18 protein-coding genes and 3 pseudogenes are annotated in these 23,797 nt (G+C 56.8%); 7 read left to right on the forward strand and 14 right to left on the reverse strand.

Features of this window, described 5'->3' with window-relative positions:
• The 4 genes from AC0JZ4_RS24280 to AC0JZ4_RS24295 all read left to right on the forward strand — a co-directional run.
• On the forward strand, positions 1–388 hold a 388-nt coding region (locus tag AC0JZ4_RS24280; RefSeq protein ID WP_471889092.1), incomplete at its 5' end, for an ABC transporter substrate-binding protein.
• A gap of 5 nt (positions 389–393) precedes the next feature.
• Positions 394–1,182 carry an ABC transporter permease gene (locus AC0JZ4_RS24285; protein ID WP_471889412.1) on the forward strand — a complete coding sequence of 263 codons (789 nt, stop codon included), beginning with the start codon at positions 394–396 and terminating at the stop codon, positions 1,180–1,182.
• Positions 1,179–1,940 carry an ABC transporter permease gene (locus tag AC0JZ4_RS24290; protein ID WP_471889093.1) on the forward strand — a complete coding sequence of 254 codons (762 nt, stop codon included), beginning with the start codon at positions 1,179–1,181 and terminating at the stop codon, positions 1,938–1,940. Before AC0JZ4_RS24285 ends, AC0JZ4_RS24290 begins: the two co-directional genes overlap by 4 nt.
• A gap of 7 nt (positions 1,941–1,947) precedes the next feature.
• The gene (locus AC0JZ4_RS24295) at positions 1,948–3,243 is read left to right on the forward strand and encodes an LLM class flavin-dependent oxidoreductase (RefSeq protein WP_471889094.1); all 1,296 of its coding nucleotides are present in this window, start codon (positions 1,948–1,950) and stop codon (positions 3,241–3,243) included.
• 259 nt (positions 3,244–3,502) lie between these two features.
• Here AC0JZ4_RS24295 and AC0JZ4_RS24300 read toward each other — a convergent pair whose 3' ends face one another.
• From AC0JZ4_RS24300 to AC0JZ4_RS24325, 6 genes and pseudogenes are all read right to left on the reverse strand, one after another.
• The gene (locus tag AC0JZ4_RS24300) at positions 3,503–3,967 is read right to left on the reverse strand and encodes a heme-degrading domain-containing protein (RefSeq protein WP_471889095.1); all 465 of its coding nucleotides are present in this window, start codon (positions 3,965–3,967) and stop codon (positions 3,503–3,505) included.
• 171 nt (positions 3,968–4,138) lie between these two features.
• Positions 4,139–4,467, reverse strand: a pseudogene (locus tag AC0JZ4_RS24305) (aminotransferase class III-fold pyridoxal phosphate-dependent enzyme); the annotation flags it as partial.
• A gap of 58 nt (positions 4,468–4,525) precedes the next feature.
• Positions 4,526–6,202 carry an ABC transporter ATP-binding protein gene (locus AC0JZ4_RS24310; RefSeq protein ID WP_471889096.1) on the reverse strand — a complete coding sequence of 559 codons (1,677 nt, stop codon included), beginning with the start codon at positions 6,200–6,202 and terminating at the stop codon, positions 4,526–4,528.
• Between the two features lies 1 nt (position 6,203).
• Positions 6,204–7,043 (reverse strand): ABC transporter permease, encoded by an 840-nt coding sequence (locus AC0JZ4_RS24315; RefSeq protein ID WP_471889413.1) that lies wholly within the window; start codon positions 7,041–7,043, stop codon positions 6,204–6,206.
• A complete protein-coding gene (locus tag AC0JZ4_RS24320) occupies positions 7,043–8,011 on the reverse strand; it encodes an ABC transporter permease (RefSeq protein ID WP_471889097.1) in 969 nt (322 codons plus the stop codon). Before AC0JZ4_RS24320 ends, AC0JZ4_RS24315 begins: the two co-directional genes overlap by 1 nt.
• Before the next feature lie 65 nt (positions 8,012–8,076).
• Entirely contained in the window at positions 8,077–9,621 is a 1,545-nt protein-coding gene (locus AC0JZ4_RS24325; protein WP_471889098.1) for an ABC transporter substrate-binding protein, read from the reverse strand.
• A gap of 232 nt (positions 9,622–9,853) precedes the next feature.
• Here AC0JZ4_RS24325 and AC0JZ4_RS24330 point away from each other — a divergent pair.
• Both AC0JZ4_RS24330 and AC0JZ4_RS24335 read left to right on the forward strand, forming a co-directional pair.
• Positions 9,854–10,006: pseudogene (locus tag AC0JZ4_RS24330) on the forward strand (LacI family DNA-binding transcriptional regulator); the annotation flags it as partial.
• Positions 10,007–10,015: 9 nt separating this feature from the next.
• Positions 10,016–10,897 carry a substrate-binding domain-containing protein gene (locus tag AC0JZ4_RS24335; RefSeq protein ID WP_471889414.1) on the forward strand — a complete coding sequence of 294 codons (882 nt, stop codon included), beginning with the start codon at positions 10,016–10,018 and terminating at the stop codon, positions 10,895–10,897.
• Positions 10,898–10,917: 20 nt separating this feature from the next.
• On the opposite strand, the gene AC0JZ4_RS24340 is transcribed toward AC0JZ4_RS24335, so the two are convergent.
• Together AC0JZ4_RS24340 and AC0JZ4_RS24345 are read right to left on the reverse strand one after the other, a co-directional pair.
• Positions 10,918–13,074 (reverse strand): glycoside hydrolase family 3 C-terminal domain-containing protein, encoded by a 2,157-nt coding sequence (locus tag AC0JZ4_RS24340; protein WP_471889099.1) that lies wholly within the window; start codon positions 13,072–13,074, stop codon positions 10,918–10,920.
• A 227-nt stretch (positions 13,075–13,301) separates the two neighbouring features.
• Positions 13,302–14,435 (reverse strand): Gfo/Idh/MocA family protein, encoded by a 1,134-nt coding sequence (locus tag AC0JZ4_RS24345; protein WP_471889100.1) that lies wholly within the window; start codon positions 14,433–14,435, stop codon positions 13,302–13,304.
• Between the two features lie 238 nt (positions 14,436–14,673).
• On the opposite strand from AC0JZ4_RS24345, the gene AC0JZ4_RS24350 reads away from it, so the two are divergent.
• Positions 14,674–15,111, forward strand: coding sequence for a VOC family protein (locus tag AC0JZ4_RS24350; protein WP_471889101.1), 438 nt, complete (start codon positions 14,674–14,676; stop codon positions 15,109–15,111).
• Positions 15,112–15,420: 309 nt separating this feature from the next.
• Here AC0JZ4_RS24350 and AC0JZ4_RS24355 read toward each other — a convergent pair whose 3' ends face one another.
• The 6 genes and pseudogenes from AC0JZ4_RS24355 to AC0JZ4_RS24380 form a co-directional block, all read right to left on the reverse strand.
• Complete coding sequence (locus AC0JZ4_RS24355) at positions 15,421–16,848, reverse strand: ISNCY family transposase (protein WP_471889102.1); 1,428 nt, start codon at positions 16,846–16,848, stop codon at positions 15,421–15,423.
• 320 nt (positions 16,849–17,168) lie between these two features.
• Positions 17,169–18,539 carry an ISNCY family transposase gene (locus AC0JZ4_RS24360; RefSeq protein ID WP_471889103.1) on the reverse strand — a complete coding sequence of 457 codons (1,371 nt, stop codon included), beginning with the start codon at positions 18,537–18,539 and terminating at the stop codon, positions 17,169–17,171.
• Positions 18,540–18,768: 229 nt separating this feature from the next.
• Positions 18,769–19,827, reverse strand: coding sequence for a porin (locus tag AC0JZ4_RS24365; protein ID WP_471889104.1), 1,059 nt, complete (start codon positions 19,825–19,827; stop codon positions 18,769–18,771).
• Between the two features lie 517 nt (positions 19,828–20,344).
• Positions 20,345–21,526, reverse strand: a complete 1,182-nt coding sequence (locus tag AC0JZ4_RS24370; protein ID WP_471889105.1) for an MFS transporter — start codon at positions 21,524–21,526, stop codon at positions 20,345–20,347.
• Positions 21,527–21,644: 118 nt separating this feature from the next.
• Positions 21,645–22,412: pseudogene (locus AC0JZ4_RS24375) on the reverse strand (SDR family NAD(P)-dependent oxidoreductase).
• A 431-nt stretch (positions 22,413–22,843) separates the two neighbouring features.
• Positions 22,844–23,740, reverse strand: coding sequence for an NAD(P)-dependent oxidoreductase (locus AC0JZ4_RS24380; RefSeq protein WP_471889106.1), 897 nt, complete (start codon positions 23,738–23,740; stop codon positions 22,844–22,846).
• Positions 23,741–23,797 lie beyond the last annotated feature (57 nt).

Raw genomic sequence — 23,797 nt, forward strand, 5'->3', positions numbered from 1 at the left:
CAGCGGCGTCTCCTTCCCGCGCGACACGCTGATCGTGTCCGAGAAGACGGCGACGGAAAAGCCGGAACTGGTCGAGAAATTCCTGCGCGCCAGCGTCAAGGGCTGGAAGGACGCCTTCGCCAACGAGAAGGACGCGATCGACATCATCATGAAGATCGCGCCGACGCTCGACCGTGCGCAGCAGGAATTCATGCTGAGCGAAGTCAAGACGCTGATGACGGCCGGCAAGGCCTCGACCGAGGGCCTGTTCACCATCGACAAGGCTGCCGTCGGTTCGGCAAACGACCTGCTGGCCCAGTACAAGGTGATCTCCAAGCCCGTCGATCTCGACAAGGCCTTCAACTCGAGCTTCATCGACAAGATCCCGGCTGAGGAAAGACGCCTGTGAGCGGCATGAACGCAACCGAAACACGCCTGCCCGTCTTTTCGACGGGCAGGATCTATACCGTGATCAAACCGATCACCTGGCTGGCCGTGGGCCTGCTGGCGATCGAGTTCATCGTTATGCTCTTCGAGATCCGGCCCTATTACCTGCCGCGTCCGAGCGCGATCGCCGCCAATATCATGGCGACGCCCGGCGCCTATCTTTCCGGCCTCTGGCGAACGTTTCTCGAAACGGCGCTTGGCTTCGTGGCCGGCAGCGTGTTCGGCGTCGCCATTGCCGTGGTCTTCCATCGCTGGACGCTGCTGAGAGAGCTGTTCTTCCCGCTCTTCGTCGTCTCGCAGACCATTCCGGTCATCGCCTTCGGCGCGGTCGTGGTCCTGTGGTTCGGCAATACGCTGTTCGCGAAGGCGGTGATCTCCTTTTATATCAGCTTCCTGCCGGTGACGGTGAACACGCTGCTCGGCTTCAATTCTGTCGATCCGCGCCAGGTTCAGCTGATGCGCAGTTTCGGCGCGAGCGACGGGCAGATCCTGCGCCGTATCTATCTGCCGGCGGCACTGCCGCAGCTTTTCGTGGCACTGAAGCTGGCTTCGTCGCTGGCACTGGTCGGCGCGATCGTCGGCGAATGGTTCGGCGATACGACCGGTCTCGGCGTGCTGCTTTTGCAGGCGATGTATAACGAAAACGTGGTCGGCATCTGGGCGACCATCGTCGTCTCCGCCTGTCTCGGCATGGGGCTCTACAGTCTCGTCGCCCTTGCCGAGCGAAGGATCGTTTTCTGGGGGAACGAGCAATGATGACCTCGATGAATTCCGAAACGTCGCGCCAGATCGCGCGCGGCATTGCGGGCGCACTGCTTCTCGCCGCGGTCTGGGAACTGTCCGCCCGCGGGCTGAAGCTGCCCGCCTATGTCCTGCCGTCGGTCAGCAGCATCCTGAGCGGAATGGTGTCCGATGCCGGGATCCTCTTTGCGGCCGCGCGCTTCACGGCGGCGGAAGCACTGGCTGGTTATGCGATCGGCTGCCTGATCGGCATGGCTGCCGCAGTGCTGATCACCATGATCCCGGCTGCCCGCTCCGTTGTGTTGCCGCTTGCGACAGCCATCAATTCGGTGCCGGTTGTCGCCTATTCACCGCTCGTGCTCCTGTGGTTCGGCATGGGCATGGCGTCGAAGATCGTCATGGTGGCAATCGCCGTCAGCTTCACCATCTTCTTGAGCACGATCGCAGGTCTCGACCGGGTCGATCACAGGTCCGTGGCCCTGATCCGCTCCTTCGGCGCGAGCCGTCTTGCGGTGCTCTGGCGTCTGCGCCTGCCGACCGCGCTGCCTCTGATCATCGCCGGCATGCGGGTTTCGACCGTGCGCAGCGTGCTGGTGGCGATTGTCACCGAAATGCTCGGCGCCTATGGCGGCCTCGGGTGGGTTATCTACCAGGCGGTGCTGCAAATCGATTTCGTCAAGGTCTGGGCCGCAATCATCGTTGCCTCTGCGATTAGCCTTGCCTTCTTCGGCGCGATCAGCTTCGTCGAGCGCCGCTACGTCTTCTGGAAATGAGCATAGCATGACACGCAAGATACATTTCGGCCTCTTCCTGCTGGGCACCGGAAGCCATGTGGCCGGCTGGCGCGTGCCCGGCGCCATCGACAGCTTTCAGGATATCGAGGCCGTCAGGCAGATCGCGATCGAAGCGGAGCGTGGCCTGTTCGACCTGATCTTCATGGGCGATAACCTGCATGCCGATCCTGCCGCTCATCCGTCCTACACGGCTCGGCTCGAGCCACTGACGCTGCTTTCGGCCATCGCCGGTGCAACGAAGCATATTGGCCTCGGGGCGACGGTTTCAACGACTTACAGCGATCCGTTCACGGTCGCGCGCGTCTTTGCATCGCTCGATCATTTGAGCCGAGGACGGGCGGCCTGGAATGCAGTGACGACCGCCAATCCGACGGCGGCGGCGAATTTCGGGACGGTTCATCCGGACCACTCGAAACGCTACGAGATCGCCGAGGAATTCCTGACGGTCGTGCGTGGCCTTTGGGATTGCTGGGCCGACGATGCGATCGTCGCCGACCGGGAGACAGGCGTCTATATCGATCCGGCCAGGGTGCGCGCGCTCGATCACGAGGGCGCGCATTTCAAGGTCAAGGGACCGCTCAATATCGGTCGTTCTGCCCAAGGCCAGCCGATCATCCTGCAGGCCGGCGGCTCCGGTCCCGGCCAGGACCTGGCGGCGAAATCCGCCGATGTCGTCTTTTCGGTGACGCAGGATCTCGACGAGGCGCGGGCTTTCTATCGCTCGGTCAAGGATCGCCTGCCGAATTACGGTCGTACGGACGATTCCATGGTGATTTTGCCGGGTGTCATGCCGATCGTCGGACGCACGGAGCGCGAGGCGCATGACAAGCTGGCGCAATTGCAGGGTTTCATCAGCGAGACCAATGCGCTTTCAATGCTCTCGGACCGCTTCGGGATTGACATGAGCGTCTACGATCTCGACGGCCCTATTCCGGAAGACTTGAAGCCGTCCGATAGCTATCATGCCTTTGCCAAGGTGATGCTGGATAAGGCCAGGCGCGAAAACATGCAGCTGCGTGACGTCTACAATCTGATGGCCGCAGCTCGTGGGCACTGGGTGCTCTGCGGAACACCAGAGTATATCGCCGACACGCTGGAGACCTGGTTCATCACAGGTGCCGCCGACGGGTTCAATGTGATGCCATCGCATTTCCCGGACGGATTGACGGATTTCGTCGATATGGTCGTGCCCATCCTTCAGAATCGCGGCCTTTACCGCACGAAATATGAAGGGACGACCCTACGCGATCGGTTGGGATTTGCGCGCCCAAACCGCCTTTGATTGAGGTGGCTCAGTTCCACGTGGAAACCAACAGCATCCGCAAAAATGAAAGTCGGCCGTGTTCGATGCGATTTTTGCTCAATCAAAAGGTAAAAGAGAGCACCATGATGCACGGAGGCATGGGGCCAGTCTCGCCATAGACGATGGTTCCGATACGTAACCCTTTCGAGACCCAACGTTTCAGGTTCGGGAAATGATTGGGACAATTCCGGACAAACTAAGTAAGCGAAACATCGGAAGGGGACTTCACCAACATCATCTAGATGAGAATATCTCGAAGAGTGGTGACGATCAGTTTATGATCATCGATGTCAGGCAAACCACTGAGCGCGATTGCACCGACATAGGTTCCACCTTTGATCAAGAGCGGGAAACCACCACCGCCAATTACATAGTCCGCTGGAGGAAGACGAAACTTGGTATGGAAGTCATATCCATCTCTTTCCGCCTCGCGTCGGAGGAGAAGTGTGCTTTTGTGAAAGCGGTGGACGGAAGCCGACTTCCGACGAGCCCAGTCGAGATTATCGATTGTTGCCCCAGGCAAGAGAACCTTAAAGACACTGTCATTGCCATGGCAGATCTGGATGGCTATTGGCAGGGAGTTTTGGCTTGCGCGCTCGTGCAGCGCTGACCCTAGCCGCCAGACGATGTCGTAGTTGAAGGTCGCAAGCTGAAGCAAAGCTTGTTCTTCTTTCAGCTCGGAGATCGTTGTACCAGTTTCCATCGAATGCTCTTTCGCTTGAGGGTAGACCGAGAGCGCAGTTCAGACTGTCTACGCAACCGCGATATCTAACGTCATCTGCAGAATTATCTTTGCACCAGCCTCCACGTGACGCGGGTCGCACCATTCACGAAGATCGTTGGCTTCGGAACCTGACGCCGTGAAATGCACTTACGACATCGGCACTGGAGCGCTCTGGATCAGCAGTTCGGCAAGCTCGACCGAAGGTCCCGTCGTCTTGTCGGCAAAGTTGTGGTAATAGGGCAGCTTATCCATCTGCGCCTTGGCAACTTCAGACAGACGCTTTTCACCAAATCCGAGTGCCACCGACCAGAGGCCGGCGAGACCTTCAATGTAGCGTTTCCTGTTGTTGTCGATGACGTAGATTCCGTCACCCTTCTCGATAACAAGACCGCCGGTCTGTTGGCATTTGCGCAGGTTGACGGCCGAATGCAGCTGGTAGGCGATGTCGCGGCTTCGATCGAGTTGGGACGAATTGTCATTGCATCAGCTCCATTTTGGCGGGTGCACCGCCCGAATTGTTGGAGAGCGTCAGAAGGCTCAAATGGCCATCATGGCTTCTTTTGCCTTGCCTGGGATCGCGTTGATCAGGCTCCGGGTGTAGGGGTGTTTAGGCGCATCGAAGATTTCATGCCCGGTTCCTAGCTCGACCACTTCACCCTTCTGCATGACCATAACTCTGTCGCAGATCTTGGCCGCAACGCGCAGGTCATGGGTGATGAAGATAAGCGACAGGTTCAGCTCCACCTTCAGCTTTGCCAGAAGATCGAGAACCTGCGCCTGGATCGACACATCGAGTGCCGATACGGCTTCGTCGGCCACGATGATTTCTGGCTCTAGAGCCAGGGCGCGGGCAATACCGATGCGTTGGCGTTGACCACCGGAAAATTCATGCGGAAAGCGGTTGGCGCCCTTGGCGTCGAGGCCGACCATTTCCATCAGGTCGCCGGCGCGTGCCAAAGCCTTCTTTTCGTTCTGACCGTAGGCTATCGGCCCGGACGCGATGATCCTGCCGACCTTTTCACGGGGATTGAGTGAGGAAAACGGATCTTGGAAAATCATCTGCATGCGCCGACGCACGGCGCGCAGCTCCGCGCCCCGCAAATGCGCCATGTCCCTGTCGCCAAGAACGACGCGCCCCTGTTCGGGGTCCTGCAGCCTGACGAGGCAGCGCCCCACGGAGGATTTGCCAGAGCCGCTCTCTCCGACGATACCAAGCGTTTCACCGCGACCGAGCGTGAAGGAAACGTCCTTGACGGCATGAACTGAACGACGTTTGGACAGGAAACCCCCGCCCGTATTATACGTCTTGCTCAAGCGCTCAACCGTCAAAACAGGATCCCGGGCGGTGACCTCTTCCGCCCCTTTGCCGGGCCGCGGAATAGCGGCAATCAGCTTGCGGGTATACGGGTGCTGCGGGTTCATCAGAACGGCGTCAGCAGGTCCTTGTTCAACGATGCGACCAAGCTGCATCACCGTGACTTGATCGGCGATTTCGGCCACCACACCAAAATCGTGAGTGATGAACATCACAGCCATGTTGCGGGATTTTTGCAGGCCGCGAACCAGTTCTAGGATCTGCGCCTGCGTCGTCACGTCGAGCGCTGTGGTTGGTTCGTCAGCGATCAGAACCTGCGGCTCTAGCGCCAGTGCCATGGCAATCATCACCCGCTGCCTCTGGCCGCCTGAAAGCTGAAAGGGATAGGAGGCAGCAATCCGAGGCGGATCGGGCAGGCCAACTTCGGTTAGGAGCGCCAGCGCCTTTTGCTTGCGTTCGCGCGCACTGAGGAGGCCGTGAGCTTCAAAGACTTCTTCCACTTGTGCACCGACGCGCATCAAAGGATTGAGCGCCGACATGGGCTCTTGGAAGATCATGGCAACCCGTCGGCCACGGATACCGTGAAGCGCATCCGGGTCTATGGTCAGGAGGTCCTGCTTCTCAAGCAGGATCCTGCCGCTGGCGACCCTCACCGTTTCGGGCAGGAGACCCATAAGAGCGTTGGCAGACATCGACTTTCCAGAGCCGCTTTCGCCGACCACGCACAAGGTTTCTCCGGCATAAAGATCGAAGCTGACCCTATCCACCGCGTAAGGCCGGTCAGCGCCATCGGGCAGAGCGATGCTGAGTCGATCGATGGCAACGACAGGTGAAACGCTCCGCACGATTCCGCAGGTATGGATGACCGCATCTTCGATAATCTGGGGGTCGGTATTCATCTCAACGCCCCTTTCGTGCCAGGCGCGGGTTGAGCGCGTCGTTCAGCCCTTCGCCGACGAGATTGAGGGCAAGCACGGTCAGTAGGATCGCAAGGCCGGGGAAGAAACTCACCCACCATGCTTGACGGATGACGGTTCGGCCGGCGCCTATAATATAGCCCCAGGACATGACGTTGCTGTCGCCGAGTCCAAGGAAAGACAGCGAGCTTTCGATGAGAATGGCAGCGGCCACCATCATCGAGGCAAGCACGATAATCGGCGATATCGTATTGGGCAGTATCTGGCGCCAGATGATGGTCGAATGCGTCTGGCCCGACAGGACTGCCGCCTCGATGAATTCCCGCGAGCGCAGCGACATGACTTCGCCGCGCAGAAGCCGAGCGACTGGCGGCCAGGAGACAACTGCAATAGCTACGATGATCGATGTGATCGATGGCTGGAAGATCGCAACCAGGACGATGGCGAGCGCGAAGCTCGGCACACTCTGGAAGAATTCCGTAAAGCGCATGAGGATGTCATCGACGAGCCCGCCGAAATAGCCGGCAATGGCTCCGATCGGGATGCCGATCAGTAGCGAAACGACGGTTGAGACCAGACCTACCAGAAGAGAAATCCTCGCCCCGTGAGCAAGCCCGGCCGCCAGATCGCGACCAACTGGATCTGTTCCCAGAATGTATTGATCCATTGTGAAGGGTGGCAGGAATGGGCGTTGGACCATCGCCCAGGGCGAGCGTGGATACACGAATGGGGCTGCCACCGACAAGATGACGATCAGTACGAGGATGATCAGACCAATGACCGCGCCGCGATTTTGCGAAAAACGTTTCCAGAAATCTTTCATCATGCCACCCGGATTCTTGGATCGACGAGGCGATAGAGCACATCGGTAATCAGGTTAAAAAGGAGAACCATCGCCGCGGACATAACGAATACGCCGAGCAGGAGGTTGTAGTCGCGCTGCGAAAGTGCATCGAACATCAGTCGACCGATGCCTGGCCAGGCAAAAACTGTTTCGATCAAAACAGCACCGCCGACAAGTTGCCCTGCCTGTAGGCCCGCGAGTGTAACGACAGGCAGGATGGCATTGCGCAACACATGCCGGCGCTGGATTTTGCCGGGGCGAAGCCCCTTGGCCTTGGCGGTCTTCACAAAGTCCATACGGTTGACTTCGAGCATGGAAGCGCGCGTCATCCGAACATAGACCGCCATGAAGAACAGTCCCAGTGTTAGCGCCGGCAGAATAAGATGCTGGAGGATGTCGAGTGCACGCGGAATGCCGGTCAGGCCGGAACCAACCGTTTCATAGCCGAAGCCCGGAAGCCAGTTCAGATAAACCGAGAATAGCAGGACGGCCATCAGGGCTAGCCAGAACAGCGGCGTTGCGTAGAAAATCAGAGCAACCAGCGACATCAATGTATCCGACCAGCGGCCTTGGCGTGCGGCCGCGAAAGCGCCGGCAGCGATACCTAGACCAAGCGATATGACGAAGGCCGTGATCGACAGGATCAGCGTCGCGGGCATTCGATCGGCGATAAGATCTAGAACAGGCAACTGCTGTCGATAAGAATAGCCAAGGTCGAGTTGGGCGACAGAAGACAGGTATCGCCAGAGCTGGACATAAAGCGGCTTGTCTAGCTCAAAGCGCTCGCGAAGCTGCTGGAGGAAAACGGCATCCGTTTCGCCCGCTTCCCCGGCCATAACCGCCGCCGGATCACCTGGCGCGGAGTGGATGAGGAAGAAGTTCAAAATGGTGATGCAGAATAGGATGATAACCGCCTTGCCAAGACGTTGAATCACGAAGCGTAGCATCGTGGACCTCATTGATTAGCTAGGAACAGGGAGGGAGGGGCGGCGCTGCCGCCCCTCCCGCATGCCTATTTTTTTATCCAAGCGTCGCGCAGGGAATCGTTTAAACCGGTCCCAGTCGTAATGAGATCTTGCACTTTGCAGCTATAGATCGTCGGGAATACAAGCTCCGTCAACCAGGCTATCGGAACGTCGTTGCGAAGTGTCGTCTGGACTTCGTTGTAGAGAGGTTGACGTTTTTCGGCCGGGAAGGCGAGGGCTGCTCGATCGAAAAGGGCGTCCAATTGGGGATTGGCGTATCCTTCGACATTGTTCCAAGGCGAGCCCTTCTGAATCTGGCTCGACTTGTAGTTTCTCTCGACGCCGATTGCTGGATCACCGTTTTGATAGAGGTAGGTGAACGCTAAATCGTAGTCCCAGTTGCTGATGCGTTGATTCCAGCCTGCGACGTCGGTCGCCTGGATCTCGATCGGAATGCCAACTTCTGAAAGGTTCTGCTTCACTGCTTCCGCCCAGCGCTGCCATGTTTCGCCATAGGGAAGCGGAAGCAGGCGCAGCGGCTTTCCATCATAGCCGATTTCCTTCAGAAGGGCCTTCGCCTTTTCAGGATCGTGTGGATATTCCACTTCATCTTTATTGTAGAACGGTAGCTTGGAGGAAAACGGACCGTCGGCGACCCTGCCCATTCCGTTCCACAAAACGTCCTTGGCGAACTCGCGATCCATCCCGAACATTATCGCTTGGCGGAATTTCGGATTGTCCAAAGGCGCCGTGCGGTTATTGAGCCAGAGCCATGACATGGGCGCGTAGTACTCCCATCCCTTTTCCGTCACACAGGCATTGGGAAGACTTGAGATACGCGGGACCTCGAAGTTTTCGACCGTGCCACCGGGAAGAACGTCGATCTGGCCGGACTCGAAGGCAACGGCTCGTGCGGCTGCATCCGGGATGATCTGATAATATAGCTCGTCGAGATGCGGCTTCCCCTGGATGTAGTAATCCTGGTTCTTCACGAGCTTGATATAACTGCCACGCTTCCACTCGGCGAATTTAAAGGGCCCGGTACCGATCGGCTTTTCGTTGTTGAGGTTGGTGCTGTAATCTGTCCCCTCATAGAGATGCTTGGGGATGATTGGCATGGCGCCAAAATCCATCGCACGGATGAACGGCTCGAAGGGCTGCTTGAGCTTGAAGACAACTGTCTTGTCGTCCGGGGCCGCCACGCTTTCCACCCTTGTCATCGTATTGCGGTGCTTTGCCAGCGTCTTCACCAGGAAGTCGTTTACGGAAAACAGCACGTCCGCAGAGCTCATCGCCACGCCGTCGTGAAATTTGACATCGGTCTGTAGATGGAAGGTATAGGTCAGGCCGTCAGTCGAAATTTCCCAGGACTTGGCAAGAGATGGCTGCGGTTGCAGCTTCTCATCATATTTCAGCAGACTTTCGTATATTTGCCCTGCAACGAGCGAAGCGGGTCCGTTCTGCACGATCCCGAGCATCAAGCCGGGTGGCTCGGGCTGCACAATGATGTTCAAGCGGCCACCCTGATCAACGGCTGACACGACCGAAGTGGTGGAGAGTAAAATGGCAGCTATAAGCGCGAGTTTTTTCATGCAGTTCCCCTTTATGGTTGTGTGCGCACAAGTTTGAAACTCTTGTTGTCTAGTGACCTCGATGTCTTCCAATGGTGTTGACCGCCACCGGCGTTATTGGGCGACTTTGTCGCAACAACGAGAAAGGTAGCAATGTAAACGATTGCATGGAGCCTGACATATGGTGTAAACGATTACAACAGACTTTTACATTGGAATGCTGTTTTTATTTGTGTAGCCAATTGTTGAATGAGTGAGGGGCATTGTATTGCGAAACGAGAGCGTCAGTATCAAGGATGTCGCAATCGCGGCAGGGGTGTCGACCGCAACCGTAAGTAGAGCATTGTCTCGCCCCGATAAAGTCAGCCCCGATACTCGGGAACTGGTCCTCTCTGCGGTCCAGAGGACGGGGTACGTGCTGGATGCTGCCGCTAGCAATTTCCGCAGACAGCGCACCAAGTCTATTGTCGCGCTGCTTCCAAATATTGCCAATCCCTACTATTCGGCAATCCTTTCAGGCATCGCCGGCGGTTTGGCAGGAACATCCTATAGCCTACTCGTCGTCGATACCAACTACGGGCTAAGAGCTGGCGATATGGCTCTACAGTATTTTAATAGCCGTCGCGCGGACGGCGTGATCGTATTGCTCGGCAGTCTGCCAGCTGACGTCCTACATGAAATCCTTGCCCGTGACGGAATTCCCCCGATTGTCCAAGTTGGTGAATGGCCTGAGGCACCAGAAACGCCACGTGTCACAGTGGACAATCGGCTCGCTGCCAAGCGTGCTGTTAAGCACCTGATCGAACTTGGCCATAGAGATATAGGGTTCGTGAGCGGACCCAGAGGAAATTTCACCACCGAAGCTCGTCTAGAAGGTGTTCGCGATGCTATGGAGGAAGTTGATATTTCGATGCGCTCTGACTGGATATTAGCTGGAGAATTTACTCTGGCTTCGGGCCGCGACGCTGGTGCTCGATGGCTTAGTCTCGATTCGCGCCCAACCGCCGTATTTTGTGACTCCGATGAGATCGCTTGTGGCTTCATCGGTGCGGTAATGCGCGCTGGTATCAATGTACCAAGGGACGTGTCGGTCGTCGGTTTCGACGACATCGAGATCGGAGAACATATTCACCCCGCGCTGACGACCATACATCAGCCTCGCCGGAGGATGGGCACCATAGTGTCTGAGATGATGTTGCAACTGATCGATGGAAACGGGCCCGACACCCAGAAGGTCGTTCTGGATGTCGATCTCAAGGTGCGCGACAGTAGTGCGGCGCCGCCGGTCAAGCCCTAAGCGGTGAAAATTGCTTCACATTACCTGGCAATGAGAGCAGTGGCCTCTGCGGTCAGCATTTTAAGATCATCGGGTTGAACCGGCACGCCGGGAAATTCGGCGATGCTGACAAGCGGCGATGAGCGTACCGAGCCCTGCCCCGCCTCGTCCGACAAGAGGTCGTTGATCCTGCCTTTCAGGCCACCCCGTTCCGCGAAAATACCCTGCAGGCGAGGCCCCAGAACCGGATGGTCCAGCCACTCGCCGAAAGTGGACCAGAGCGTCAACGGTTTGGTCACGGGCTTTCCTTCGATCGTTGCGGCCTTGCTGACACGAATATCGCGCGATGATGAGCCAACATGAACGGTAAGCGGCCCGCCGGCATAGGACCAGGCGGAGAGTTCCGTGCTCCAGTGGGCGAGATGTTTGCGCAGCACCGCGATTTCGACCGGCGAGGACTGGCCGGCATCCAGCGCAACCTTCGCCCATCCGCGGAGTTCAAGGGGAGGGGTCGTGACCAGACCCGCATGATCATCGACATAGAGCTGGACGACCTCGGCACCTGATCGTTCTCCGACATTCTTGACGGTCAGCCGCGCGATGAACGCAATCTCATCAGTTGGTCCGCGAGGCTCGATCGTCAGATCGCTATAGGCGAAACGGGTATAGGACAGACCATGGCCAAACGGGAAATCGACGTCGATCTGCCGCGCGTCATAAGACCGATAACCGACATAAATACTCTCTCCATACAAAACATGCTGGTCTTCGCCAGGGAAGTTAAGATAGGCGGGCGTGTCCTGAAGTCGCAGTGGTATGGTCTCGGAGAGCTTTCCGCTCGGGTTAACACTGCCGAGCAGGATATCCGCAACCGTCTCGCCATGCGCTTGGCCTGTCAGCCAGAATTCGACGATGGCATTGACCGATCCGCGCCATGCACCGGTCGTCACCACTGATCCGTTGCTCATGGCAACCACAGTGTTTGCCGCCGTGGCCTTCAGTGCATCAAGGAGTGCAAGCTGGTTGCTGGGAAGATCGATCGTCTTGCGGTCGGTGCCTTCCACCTCATATTCGTCGGGTAGTCCTAGGAAGAGAATAACGACATCCGCCTGTTGGGCGATATCGACGGCCTCGGTGATCAGGGCCTGCTGGTTTGGATTGTCGGCAGAAAGCCTGTAACCGGCGGCAAAGGTGACGGTGGCGCCCGCAGTCTTAGCCCGTTCACAAAGTGCATCGAGCCCGCTCGTCACCTCGACGGGATTGACGCGGGAGCTCCCGGCGCCCTGATAGCGTGGCTTGCACGCTAGCTCGCCGATGACCGCCACCTTCAACCCGTCCGACAGGGTGAGTGGAAGGGTGCCGTCGTTGGTTAGGAGCACCACCGACTGTGTTGCCGCCTGTCGAACCATCTCGTGATGCGCCTGATAGTCGATCGCATCGGCTGCATCTTTGGGAAGCGTGCGCTGCGAAAGAAGTTGGAGACGTTCTACAACTTTGCTCGAGAGGGCTGGATCGAGTTTGCCTTCCGAGGCGGCAATTGCCGGCCGCATATCGGTCGGTCGGCCCGGCATACGTAGATCGAGTCCCGCCTGCAGCGAGGCGACGGGATCAACGACGGCGCCCCAATCCGAGATTACAACGCCGTCGAAGCCCCACTCGTCGCGCAGAACCGTTCTAAGCAACCAGAGATTTTCCGAGGCATAGATACCATTGATCCGATTATAGGAGGTCATCACGCTCCATGCGCCGGACACGTCGAGAGCAAGCTCGAAGGCGCGGAGATAGATCTCTCTCAGTGCGCGCTCGTCCACATCCGCACTGACGCGCAGTCTGTCTGTCTCCTGATTATTGACGGCAAAATGCTTGAGGCAAGCGGCAACACCTTCCGCCTGCAAACCCCTGGCGATGGCACCCGCGAGGATCCCCGTCAGCAACGGGTCTTCGGAGTAATATTCGAAATTGCGGCCGCAGAGAGGGCTGCGTTTGATATTGAGGCCGGGGCCGAGAACTATATCGACGCCAGCTGCCTTGGCTTCTCGGGCCAGGGCTCGGCCGACGTTCTCGATTAGATCGCTGTCCCAAGAGGATGCGAGGGTTACTGCGGGCGGAAAGCATGTGGCCGGCAGGCTTCTTTCCAGTCCGAGGTGATCCGGGTTTTCGTCATTTTGCACGCGCAAGCCATGCGGGCCGTCTGCCATCCGCATCGACCTCAAGCCGAATTGGGGTGCCGCGGCCGTGGTCCAGTAATCGGCCCCCGTGGTGAGCTTCAAAGGGAGAGTGAAATCAGCAGCTGCAGGGTCCCTCGCGACCGGATGGTCTTTCATATTTAGCCTCAACAGGGTTTCTTTAACCTCAACTCGGTCCGCTGTCTCGGAGTTGAATTGACGTAGAATTTATTTCGTGAACGAAGTCGTAGGGAGGTGGATTAATGCCCCATCAAACTTGCGGCATCCGCGCCTAAAAGCAGGGGAGGTCGCTCGGTGCGTGACAATACCGGCACTTCAGACCGGCGATCCAAGGCCTCGTTGATCCGCAAAAGTGTTTCCAAGACGTGTAGTCCTAGGTCGCCATTTGCGCGATGAGGGCGATCGTTTGCGATCGCATGAGCCATCTCGGCAAGGCCAAGGCCGCGGTAGTTGGCGAGGACCGGATCGAGTGCAGGAAAGTTGCAACGACCAAATGCTTGATCGCTGACGTCGATCGCATCCCAGACGCCACGTTCTTTCGAGATCTCAATCTTGCCACCGAAAAAGTTTGGATCCGGCAATCGGACTGAGGCTCGACTGCCATAAATTTCGATAGGCGCTAGACCATGGCTGGCAACGTCCCAGCTAAACATGAAGGACACTTGAGTGTTGTTTTCGAAGATAAGTACGCCTTGGGCGGTGGTAACGACCTCTACTTTGATCGTTTCCCCGTGGCGTGGATTGTTCGGAGAGGAAATGGTGCGCTCCCTGAACCCGATTGTCCCCATTGCCGATACCGATTTTACTGATCCTAGCAACAGAACAAGCGCCGACAAATAATAGGGGCCAATGTCGAGAACTGGTCCACCACCGGCCTTAAAGAAAAAGTCTGGGTTCGGATGCCGTTGCTCCATTCCACGGTTCATCATCGTGGCAATTCCGGAAATCGGTGAGCCGATTGCATTGTCGTCTATAAGGCTGCGCACTTTTTGTAGTCCGGGGCCGAATACGGTATCCGGCGCTACCCCGATCCTGACACCTTTTGCGCGAGCCGCATCGTTGATTTTAGCGGCGTCAGCGAGCGACGTCGACAACGGCTTTTCAGAGAAAACGTGCTTCCCAGCCTCGATTGCTGCAAGAGAGATTTCTGCGTGAGCTGACGGGATGGTTAGATTGAGTACCGCATCGATTTCCTCGGAGGCCATCAACTGATCTACTTGAAGTTCTAGAACGCCGTGCTTGTCCGCAAGCATTGCTGCGGCTTCCGGCTTCCGGTCACTTACTGCTGTTATCACGAAATCGCGAAAGATGGGCGCGTTCTCAAGGTAGATATCCGCGATATTTCCGCAGCCTACAACACCAACACGCAGCATCAGAGTGCCTCCAGTTCTCGAAAAGCAAGCGTTGGCCGCAACCTCAATGGGGTCTGAATTTCCCTGGTGGTGGTTCGGTAGTTAGCCTTGTGCAATTTCTTTCCCCGCAATTGCATGTAATCGTTTGCATGCACGATGGCACATGATGTAATCGATTACAATGACTTTGTGTGCTTAGATCTTTGCGGATCAGTCCGGGTTCGTACAAAGGCTGCCAAAGCGATAAGGGGATATTCGTATGCTTAGCGTTACATCGATTGCTCACGTAGCGATCCGAGTGAAAGACATCGACGTGACCCTCAGGTTCTACGTCGAAAAACTTGGTTTTGACGAGTTGATGAGGCTCGAAAAAGACGGCCGGCTATGGCTTGTCTATCTGCGCATCACCGATACTCAATTCTTGGAGATTTTCACAGAAGGAGTAGGGGAGATCGCTTCTGCCGACGCTGTTGGCTATAACCATTTCTGTATTGCCGTAGAGAATATTGATGTTGCCGTGAGCGAATTGGCTGTGGCCGGAATTGAGTTGTTACGCCCGAAAAAACTTGGCGCTGACGGCAATTGGCAGTGCTGGTTCCAAGATCCAGACGGTCATGCGATCGAAGTGATGCAAATGATGCCTAATGGCATGCAGTCTGAAGCGGTAGCCGCGCGGCAGGCTTTAGCGCAAAACTGATGGCGACGGTCTCAAGCCTACGGACTAGGGAGGAGGCATGTCTCCACAGCCACCTCCGTCCCAGCCCAGCGCTAGAGTTGGAGTAGCTCTAAAGGATCTTGGAGAAGCTACGCTCGATGTCGCAGCAAGGTTGAAATGTCCGCGGGTTTGCAAAGTAGAAATGTCCGAGAGGTGCTGTCCGGCACATCGCCCAGCCCCGATCTGAGCGGCTGATCCCGGTTGCAAGGGTAGGGAGGGGGCGGGTGATGGAACACCCCTTCGGCTTTAGCTTCCTCACTCCTCACGACTGCTTTGCGCCAAAAGCTGCCTTCATTCAGCTGCTTCCATTCGAGCGAGAGCTTTCTGTCGTCTCGCAATCACCTCCGGATCATTCATGAAATCCGTCCGCCTCCCAGGCTTGCGCCCGCGCTTTTGATAACCGTTGCTCTGGCTACCGTCGGGTATCTCGAACATACTGTTGTTTTGTCCGGTTCGGCGCGGACCACGTTTACTCCGCTGTAGATCGCGGCCTTCCTGCATCTGAGCAACGAGTGATAGCATGTCATCCAATCGCTTGTTCTCAACCACAGGCGAGCGGTGAACCGACCGTAGCGTGTCAAATGTCCTGTAGGGCAGGGTAAAACTCTCGTGCATGATCTCGAGCCGGCCGTCGGGATAATCGCATACAATGACTTTCTGTCCCGCCAGCGACGTTGCCCCTTCTGTTGGATCTAGGATGAATATCACCTTGTCATAGCGCAACGTCAGAGACTGAGACAGCGTGCGGACTTCTTTGCGGCACATGGCGCCGTCGAGGTTCTCATGTGCGGCGAGGGGACGATGCATGTCCTTCGGATTGCGTGGTTGCTTGCCGAAACGCGCGTTGAAATCCGCAATGAACTGAGGTGCATAGGCATTAGCGGCCTCGATCGTGTCGATGCCACGAAGCCGCATCTCTTTCACCAACCGATCCTGCAGCGTCTGATCGGCACGCTCCACCCGGCCTTTAGCCTGCGGGGTATTGGCACAAATGATGTCGATGTTCAGCTCATAGAGTGCGCGTCCGAACTGCGTCAGTCCACTCGTTCGATCTTTTTGCGACGCATGCGTAGAACGAAACACGCCGTGCTTGTCGCTGTAAAATGCCAGCGGCTTACCCCATTGCTGCAAATACGCTTTTGTCGCATGCAGATAGTCGAATGTGTTCTCAGATCCGGCAAAACGCAGATGCAGCAGCTTACCGGTGGCGTCATCGATGTAGACAAGAAGGGCGCATTTTGGTCCTCGGTTCTCGAACCACCAGTGGTGCGATCCGTCGATCTGCACCAGCTCGCCAAAGCAGTCGCGTCGGCCGCGTGGTTGAAAGACGCGCTTCTTGCGTTCTTTCCGAGAAATCCAGATGCCGGCCTCGGTCATCCATTGGCGCAACGTTTCCTTACCTATCGCCAGTTGGTGCAGCTCAATCAGCTTCTCGCGCGCCAGCGTGGGACCGAAATCAACATATCGTTCTCTGACCAGATCAAGAACTGCATTGCGAATATCCTCGCTGTGACACCGGTTGCTTGGGCGTTGGCGTTTTTTAGAAACAAGTCCAGGTGTGCCGTCTGTCTCATATGCTTTTAACAGCCGGTGCATCTGGCTTCGGCTGATGCCCAGAACACTAGCGGCCTGGACGACGCTCAGGCGTTGATCATGAATCTTCTGGATGACTTCGAGGCGATGCAATTCTTTCTGCGACATGGTGATCAAAAAGGACATGGCAACTCCGAACGCTTCTGACCGTAGTCAAGCTGGACATCGTCGCATCCTTGCTCCCGACGTTGATATTGACCAGCGTCGTCATGCGAGGAGAGTGTCGCATTTCTATCCGGCCCAACTGTCGCATTACTAAATAGCCCTTACACACAATGTGGCAGCAAGGTTGAAATGTCCGCGGGTTTGCAAAGTAGAAATGTCCGAGAGGTGCTGTCCGGCACATCGCCCAGCCCCGATCTGAGCGGCTGATCCCGGTTGCAAGATCAGATCGGGGCGGCTGACAAGAACACCTCTTCGGCTTTAGCTTTGGGTTATTCGAACGATCATTCCCCCGCAGGTCTCGACAGCGCTTTCTCTCGTCGGGCCATCACCGCCGGATCGTTCATGTAATCTGTGCGGCGACCAGGTTTGCGACCTCTCGGCTTATAGCCATTCTTGTCACTATTGGTTTTGACGACCGGCTTGTCCTGCTGCTCCTGGCGCTCCTTGATGTAGGCTAGGAGTTCACCGAGCCGCTTGTTCTCGGTGATTGCCGCATGCGTCACCCGCTGGTCCTTGTCGAACACCGTGTAGGGCAGGGAATAGCCTTTCCAGCGCACATCGAGGCGACCATCTGCATAGGCATAGGTCTCGACATAATGGCCAACCAGACCACGCGTTACTTCGGTTTCCGCCAGCATGATCCGCTTGCGTTCAAACGAAAATGTCAGCTGTGTGCCGACGTAACGCTGCTCGCGCTTGCACAGGATCTCCGTCAATCGATCCGGCGCCAGATTCAGTGGCCGGTGCAAATCATCGGAACGGGCAGGGATGACGGAAAATCGTGCATTATACCGGCTCACGAAACTCGCCAGAAACGCGTTGCCGGTTTCCATGTTGTCGATCCCGCCAAGTCGCAGTGCCTTGACCAGGCGATCCTGCAATGTCCGGTTCATCCGTTCGACACGCCCCTTAGCCTGGCTTGAATTTGCGCAGAGAATCTCGATGTTTAGCTCGCAGAGTGCACGCCCGAACTGCGTCATCGCCTGACCACCCCTGGCGTCCTTCTTTGCCACCCGGAACACCGAATGCTTGTCTGAATAGAATGCTATCGGGGCGCCATGTTCGTGCAGATACAGCGCTAGCGCTTCAAAATACGAGTACGCACTTTCTGACCGTACGAACCGCAATTGCATCAACTTGCCGGTCGCATCGTCGATGAACACCAGTAACGAACAGGGATCGCCTCGGTCTTCGAACCAGCGATGGTCAGAACCATCAATCTGCACCAACTCGCCGTAAGCCTCGCGGCGTAACCTTGGCTGATGAAATGTCCGGCGTTGCTTGCGCGACAACCATATGCCGGCTTCGATCATCCAGTGACGCAACGTCTCGCGCGACACACACAATCCATCCCGCTCAGCCAACATCTCTGACGCCAGGGTCGGACCAAAGTCCGCATAGCGTTCGCGAACCAGCGTCACTGCATATTCCCGAATGCCGTCACTGATACGGTTGTTCGACGGCCGGCCGATCGCCTTGTGCCGGATCGATGCGGCACCACTAATGTTCATCCGGCGCAACAACCGACGCACCTGGCGCGTGCTCACGTCGAGCACATGGGCCGCCGACACCATCGTCATACGGCCTGCCGCCACCTTCGACAAAACTTCGATCCGCTGCAGATCGCGCTCGCTCATCTCCATCAATCCCATCTGCTTGTCTCCGCGTCATCAAACGCGGGGAGTGTGACACTCTAACTTTGCTGAATTAGGACATTCTAACTTTGCGGCTACACACAAAGATCGCATAAGGCATGTTATGGAACAGTCGCGCTTGCGATAATTGGCACTGCGCGAACAGCTCCAAAAGCATGAGCTTAAGGGACTGCCAACGGCGTTGGCAGTCCCTAATTTTAACGCAGCTTCCGCTGTTTATTGAGGCTTAGAAATTCCGCTGGAGACGCAGGAAGCCATCCCACATATCGGCGCTCTCAGAGCCTGTGTCGACGTCGGTGTAGTTGACGGTGACCTTCGCTGCAAGGTTGGTGGTGATGGCATAATCAGCCGTTACCCCAACGCGCCATGCATCGCCACCGTTGAACTCACCATCGCTGCCGAGAACAATATTGTCAAAATACTGGGCGCCGGGCGCGACCGTGAGCTTGTCGTTTACCGCGAAGGCATATTCCGCACCGATGGTCCATTCAGACGCATCGTAGTAACGGTTCTGCCCAAAAGCATAGGCTGCAAAGATACCAAGCGAGCCTGCGCCGAGGTCAGCGTTGAGGGTCGAAGCCAAAGCCGCATTTTCGTTGTCGAAGTCGTAGCCAGCGAAAAAGTCTACGGTTAGGCCGCCCAATGTGCCTGCGATAACGCCGTTGATGCCGATTTCATCGGCATTGCCATCAGCGTCGGTCTTCCAACCATCCTGCGAGTCGAAAGCATCGACCTGACCGTAAACGGAGACTACGCTGCCGTCATAGGTGTACCGGATCGAGTTGTTGAGCGTATCAGCGCCTTCGCCACCATTGTTGAAAGGGCGGTCGTCGTGCATGACGGTCTCACCCGGCAGGCCGATATCGAAGTAGTTATAGAAGTAACCTACGCGGAAACCTCCAAGTTCGATATAGGTCTCGTTGAGGGAAAACTCTTCGTCGGTATTTGTCTCGGCGCGCAGCGTGATCAGCGACCGCAGAGACCCGAGCTCTGTGTCGGTGCGTGCGTCGAAGAAGACTTCAGCGCGGGTGTTGGTACGGTATCCAGCGTCGTCGCCGGACAGGTCGTTGTCGCTACGACCGTCGGCCTGAAGGCGAATCTGGCCGCCTACGCGCAGGCAGGTTTCGGTACCCGGAATGTAGAAGTAGCCCGTGCCGAACGCGTCGCAAACGCGAACGTATTCCATTGGCTCCGGCTCGGCGGCAACGATTGCGTCGGCAGCCTGAGCGCCGGATACTGCTGCGAGAGCTGCAGCGGAGCCGAGAAGAAGGCTCTTGATGTTCATTGAGATCTCCGATCGTGAAGCTAGGCGCGGGAGCTGTTATGCCCCCCTAATACCTCAAGTACCGATTTTGTCTCGGCCACAAACGACTATCATACAGGAACCGGTTCGCCACGGTTTCAACTTGGAGAAGGCGTGGCTAGTTGCACGCATTGGCCGGCGTGTGACCCGAATGCAGCAGTTTATATCTGGGTGTATGAAAAGTGTATCATCTCGGAGACGAAAGTGCTGTTTTGATGGGGGCCCGGCCTAAAAGTATCCGCAAGTACTGTACGTCGGTCTGGACCTCACGGAAGCGTATGCTCGATGGACCACCTCGGTGGCATGACGCTTCCTTATCGCTTCAAAAACTATGCGTCGGTCGTCGGGCGGAACTCCGCACCCGGCTCCCTGATAATATTGAAAATTGACATTTTCGTCCGTGACGCAGAATTCCCGACTGCTGCACAAAGACTTTCCTGCGATTGGGCACCCTTGCTCCACCGATATCAAGTGTGGCAGTTTCTTTTAAACTCCAGCATCAATCGAGACGCCTTTCGGCCTCCTCGAACGGAACCCGCGGAACAAGTAACACTGTCCATGCCGATATTGCCGCGGTAGCCAAGAAAATCCCTGTCGTACCCGCGCTGACGGCGCCAATCGCGAGCGGCATCGCCCCTTGAGCTACACGGTTGATGGTGAGGCGGATGCCCATTGCCGCTCCCCGAACGTCCGGCGGAACATTCACGGCTAGCCACGCAAGGGACATGGGCGCGGAAAGGCCGAAAGCAAAGCCGAGCATGGCGACCAACGCAGCCGCGAGCGGCACATTGGCGAATGGCAGCCCGGCCGATGCGACGGCTAGCATGATCGTGCACGTGACAAACAACCTCTTCCGCCCTGCTATCGCGATGATCTGCACCATGAAGAGCCGCACCACGATGCTTGCTGTAGCGCGGACGGAAAGCAGTGCACCGACGACCGTTGGCGTGATCTGCCGCTCCTGGCCCCAAATGGGCAGGAAAACGGCAAGAATGTCGATGACGCCTAGCACGACTGCGTTAAGCACGAGTATCGACCATGCACCTTGCGTTTTGGCGATGATCCGCATTGTGTCTACTGCGCGCAAGGACGTTGCCGGGCCTCCAATCGTTAAGCTGGGCGCGTAGAAGAACGGTGCCGCTGCGGCGCAAAGTATCGCCGTGGTGAGCGCAATCATGAACCCGGCCTCGGCTGTGCTCAATCCCCACATCAAAGGCGCGAGCCCGGTCGCCGCAATTGGGCCCAGCATCTGCCCGATGGCGTTGGCGGTAAACATTGTACCGAAAGCTTTCTCCGAGGCGTTGCGGCCGGCGATCGATCCCAAAAGTGCCTGCTGTCCGACGACCGACAGCAAAACTCCCAAGCCGTGTATCGCGGCTGACAGAAACAGTATTTCCGGCGTCGGAAGGAGTATTGGAAGGCCTGCAGACACAACGACGCATGCGTCGCCGAGAACGGAAACCCAGTAGCCTCCAATACGGTCAGACCAGATGCCAGCCTGCACAGCTGCAAAGACTGGTGGAAGGCCTAGCGCTGCCGCGACAAGCCCAATCATCGTAGGATTGAAATCAAATTCGATCGCCCGATAGCTGAGACTGACCTTAAAGGCCGTCGCAGATGCCTGATTGAACAGCGCGTGCAGGAACATGAACATGGTCCAAGTGTGCGTTGTCCGGATCATCTGCAATCCATAGCTCGACCTCGTCTGTCGCTTATCGTCGCTGAAAGCACGTTTCTTCTCCTAAATGTCGCCTCGTGTTGCTCTTGCGGCTGATTGCTTACTCAAAAAGCCGATCGGACTAGAACGCTGTTCGTCCACCATCGACGGCAAGCGTCACCCCGGTGATCATGCGTGCCTCGTCCGATGCCAAGAACAGTACTACTGACGCAATGTCCTCAGGCCGCCCGACAGAAAACGGGTATTCGTCACCCATCTTGTAACGCTTTGCGAACTTGTCGGTGGCGGTCTTAGCGTTTGCCATCCAGCGCTCAGTCTGCACAGATCCCGGGCAGATTGTGTTAGCCCGGATGCCAGACCTGGTGTACTCACCCGCGATAGACCGCGTTAGGGAGATGACCCCGCCTTTCGCGGCTGCGTAAACGTGCGTGGGATGACTGCCTCTGAGCGCGCCCCACGTAGCCATATTGACGATCGAGCCGCCATTGTTGGCAAGCATCCGGGGTATTGCTAGGCGGCAGCACAGGAAAGTGCCGAGAAGGTCAAGCTTGATCGTTTTGTCCTACACGGCCATATCGACATCTGGCGCAGGCGCATCGCCAGCCAGAGAGCCGCCGGCACAATTGAAGAGCACATCCAGCTTTCCGAACTCACGCACAGCGCGCTCGATCGCGGCCCCTACGGAGCGTTCCTCGGTGACATCAGTTTCCACGGCGATTGCGATATTTCCCGCTGCCCTGATCTCGCCCTCTACAGCCCGCGCACGCTCGGTATTTTTCTCTGCTATTAGAACCTGCGCTCCTTCGGATGCAAATCTTATTGCGGTGCTTTTTCCTATTCCTGAACCAGCACCGGTTACAAATGCCACCTTGCCCTCAAGTCTACCCATCGTCCCTCCCTTCCTTTCAAGTCAAAGACACGGTGCCCTCGAAAATTTGCAAATCGGCGCGACTGCTGAAATCGTGGTGCAGCTGCAGATTGCGCTTCGAAGGCCTAGAGCGTGACTGCGCCCAATCAGACCAAAGCGTCAGGCAAAATGGATTTTGCGTGACGACAGGCGAGTCACATCGAGGCATCGTATGACAGCCTCGCTCGTCTTTCCGCACCGTGGGCGATCAGCCGGTCCACGCAAACTGTTGCCGGACTGACCCTCGTGAAGCGCATTATCCCAGCGTCGGTCTGGTCCACGGACTGTTGCCGTGATGCCGTCGAAACGACTGCCTCGCTCATCGATACGCCGTTATGCAAGTCCGGAAGATGCAGAATGTTCGAAGTGACATTTCTAAACCTCATCTTATCTTCCTTGCTGCTCGCATGCGCCTACCGCAAAGCGCTGCCCACGACTGTCGTCTTTGCCATTCTATCGATAAAGACAGACAACTCGTCGGCTTGCGCTTGCGAACCAAGATCGTTGGTTGCCGCTTGGTAGATTTGCCTGACGAGGTTACTCAACAGCATCGGGACATCACTTTGTGCGCCCATATCTGTCGCGAGGCGCAAATCCTTGTTCAACAACTCCAGGGTGAATTTCGGTTGAAAGTCCGCGTCAAGTACGCGGCTGCGGAAATAATGGTGAAGAAAATAGTTGCTCCCGGACCCCGCCTTGAAGACGTCGATCGCTGTCGAGGGATCGACACCGTTTCGCGCCGCAAGCGCGACCACCTCCATGCTGATTAACCGGTGAGTGTGATGGAGCATGTTGTTGACGATCTTCACGACATGGCCAGTGCCGACATCGCCAACATGGAAGATCTTCGGGCTGATAACCTTCAGGATAGCCTCCACGCGTTCAAACTGCTCAAGCGACGCACCGACGATCAGGGCCAAGCTTCCCTCCTGCGCTGCGCGCGGGCCTCCACTGACCGGGCAGTCGACGAAGTCTATCCCGAACCCCGCAAGCTTTGCTGCAATCCGCCGTGTTTCTGCTGGATCCCCCGTTGTCTGGTCTATGACGATTGTTCCAGTCTTTGCCGACCCGGCGATCCCGTCCCCACCGAAAACCACCGTCTCCACGTGCCTTGATGTCGGAAGGCAAAGAAAGATCGTGTCGCAGGATGCGGCAAGCTCCTGCACCCCGGATGAAGCGCAGGCCCCGCCTCTCGTAAGATCAGACATGGCGGATGCTCTGATATCAAAAACCGACAGCGGAAGTTTTTGCATCAAACGGGCGGCAATCGCACCACCCATGCTTCCTAAACCAATATAGCCAGTGCCCATCTCGTTATCCCCGATTATTAACGATACTTCGAAAGGGGCGGTTCCTAGACCCGCAGA

Source organism: [Rhizobium] kunmingense (genome assembly GCF_977018605.1).

Bases quoted from the DNA above. Each gene is read 5' to 3' on its own strand.
- AC0JZ4_RS24325 (WP_471889098.1), bottom strand. From the start codon at position 9,621: ATGAAAAAACTCGCGCTTATAGCTGCCATTTTACTCTCCACCACTTCG.
- AC0JZ4_RS24345 (WP_471889100.1), bottom strand. From the start codon at position 14,435: ATGCTGCGTGTTGGTGTTGTAGGCTGCGGAAATATCGCGGATATCTAC.
- AC0JZ4_RS24315 (WP_471889413.1), bottom strand. From the start codon at position 7,043: ATGAAAGATTTCTGGAAACGTTTTTCGCAAAATCGCGGCGCGGTCATT.
- AC0JZ4_RS24360 (WP_471889103.1), bottom strand. From the start codon at position 18,539: ATGGGATTGATGGAGATGAGCGAGCGCGATCTGCAGCGGATCGAAGTT.
- AC0JZ4_RS24295 (WP_471889094.1), top strand. From the start codon at position 1,948: ATGACACGCAAGATACATTTCGGCCTCTTCCTGCTGGGCACCGGAAGC.
- AC0JZ4_RS24350 (WP_471889101.1), top strand. From the start codon at position 14,674: ATGCTTAGCGTTACATCGATTGCTCACGTAGCGATCCGAGTGAAAGAC.
- AC0JZ4_RS24290 (WP_471889093.1), top strand. From the start codon at position 1,179: ATGATGACCTCGATGAATTCCGAAACGTCGCGCCAGATCGCGCGCGGC.
- AC0JZ4_RS24355 (WP_471889102.1), bottom strand. From the start codon at position 16,848: ATGTCCTTTTTGATCACCATGTCGCAGAAAGAATTGCATCGCCTCGAA.
- AC0JZ4_RS24300 (WP_471889095.1), bottom strand. From the start codon at position 3,967: ATGGAAACTGGTACAACGATCTCCGAGCTGAAAGAAGAACAAGCTTTG.
- AC0JZ4_RS24370 (WP_471889105.1), bottom strand. From the start codon at position 21,526: ATGATCCGGACAACGCACACTTGGACCATGTTCATGTTCCTGCACGCG.
- AC0JZ4_RS24380 (WP_471889106.1), bottom strand. From the start codon at position 23,740: ATGGGCACTGGCTATATTGGTTTAGGAAGCATGGGTGGTGCGATTGCC.
- AC0JZ4_RS24310 (WP_471889096.1), bottom strand. From the start codon at position 6,202: ATGAATACCGACCCCCAGATTATCGAAGATGCGGTCATCCATACCTGC.
- AC0JZ4_RS24365 (WP_471889104.1), bottom strand. From the start codon at position 19,827: ATGAACATCAAGAGCCTTCTTCTCGGCTCCGCTGCAGCTCTCGCAGCA.
- AC0JZ4_RS24340 (WP_471889099.1), bottom strand. From the start codon at position 13,074: ATGGCAGACGGCCCGCATGGCTTGCGCGTGCAAAATGACGAAAACCCG.
- AC0JZ4_RS24285 (WP_471889412.1), top strand. From the start codon at position 394: ATGAACGCAACCGAAACACGCCTGCCCGTCTTTTCGACGGGCAGGATC.
- AC0JZ4_RS24320 (WP_471889097.1), bottom strand. From the start codon at position 8,011: ATGCTACGCTTCGTGATTCAACGTCTTGGCAAGGCGGTTATCATCCTA.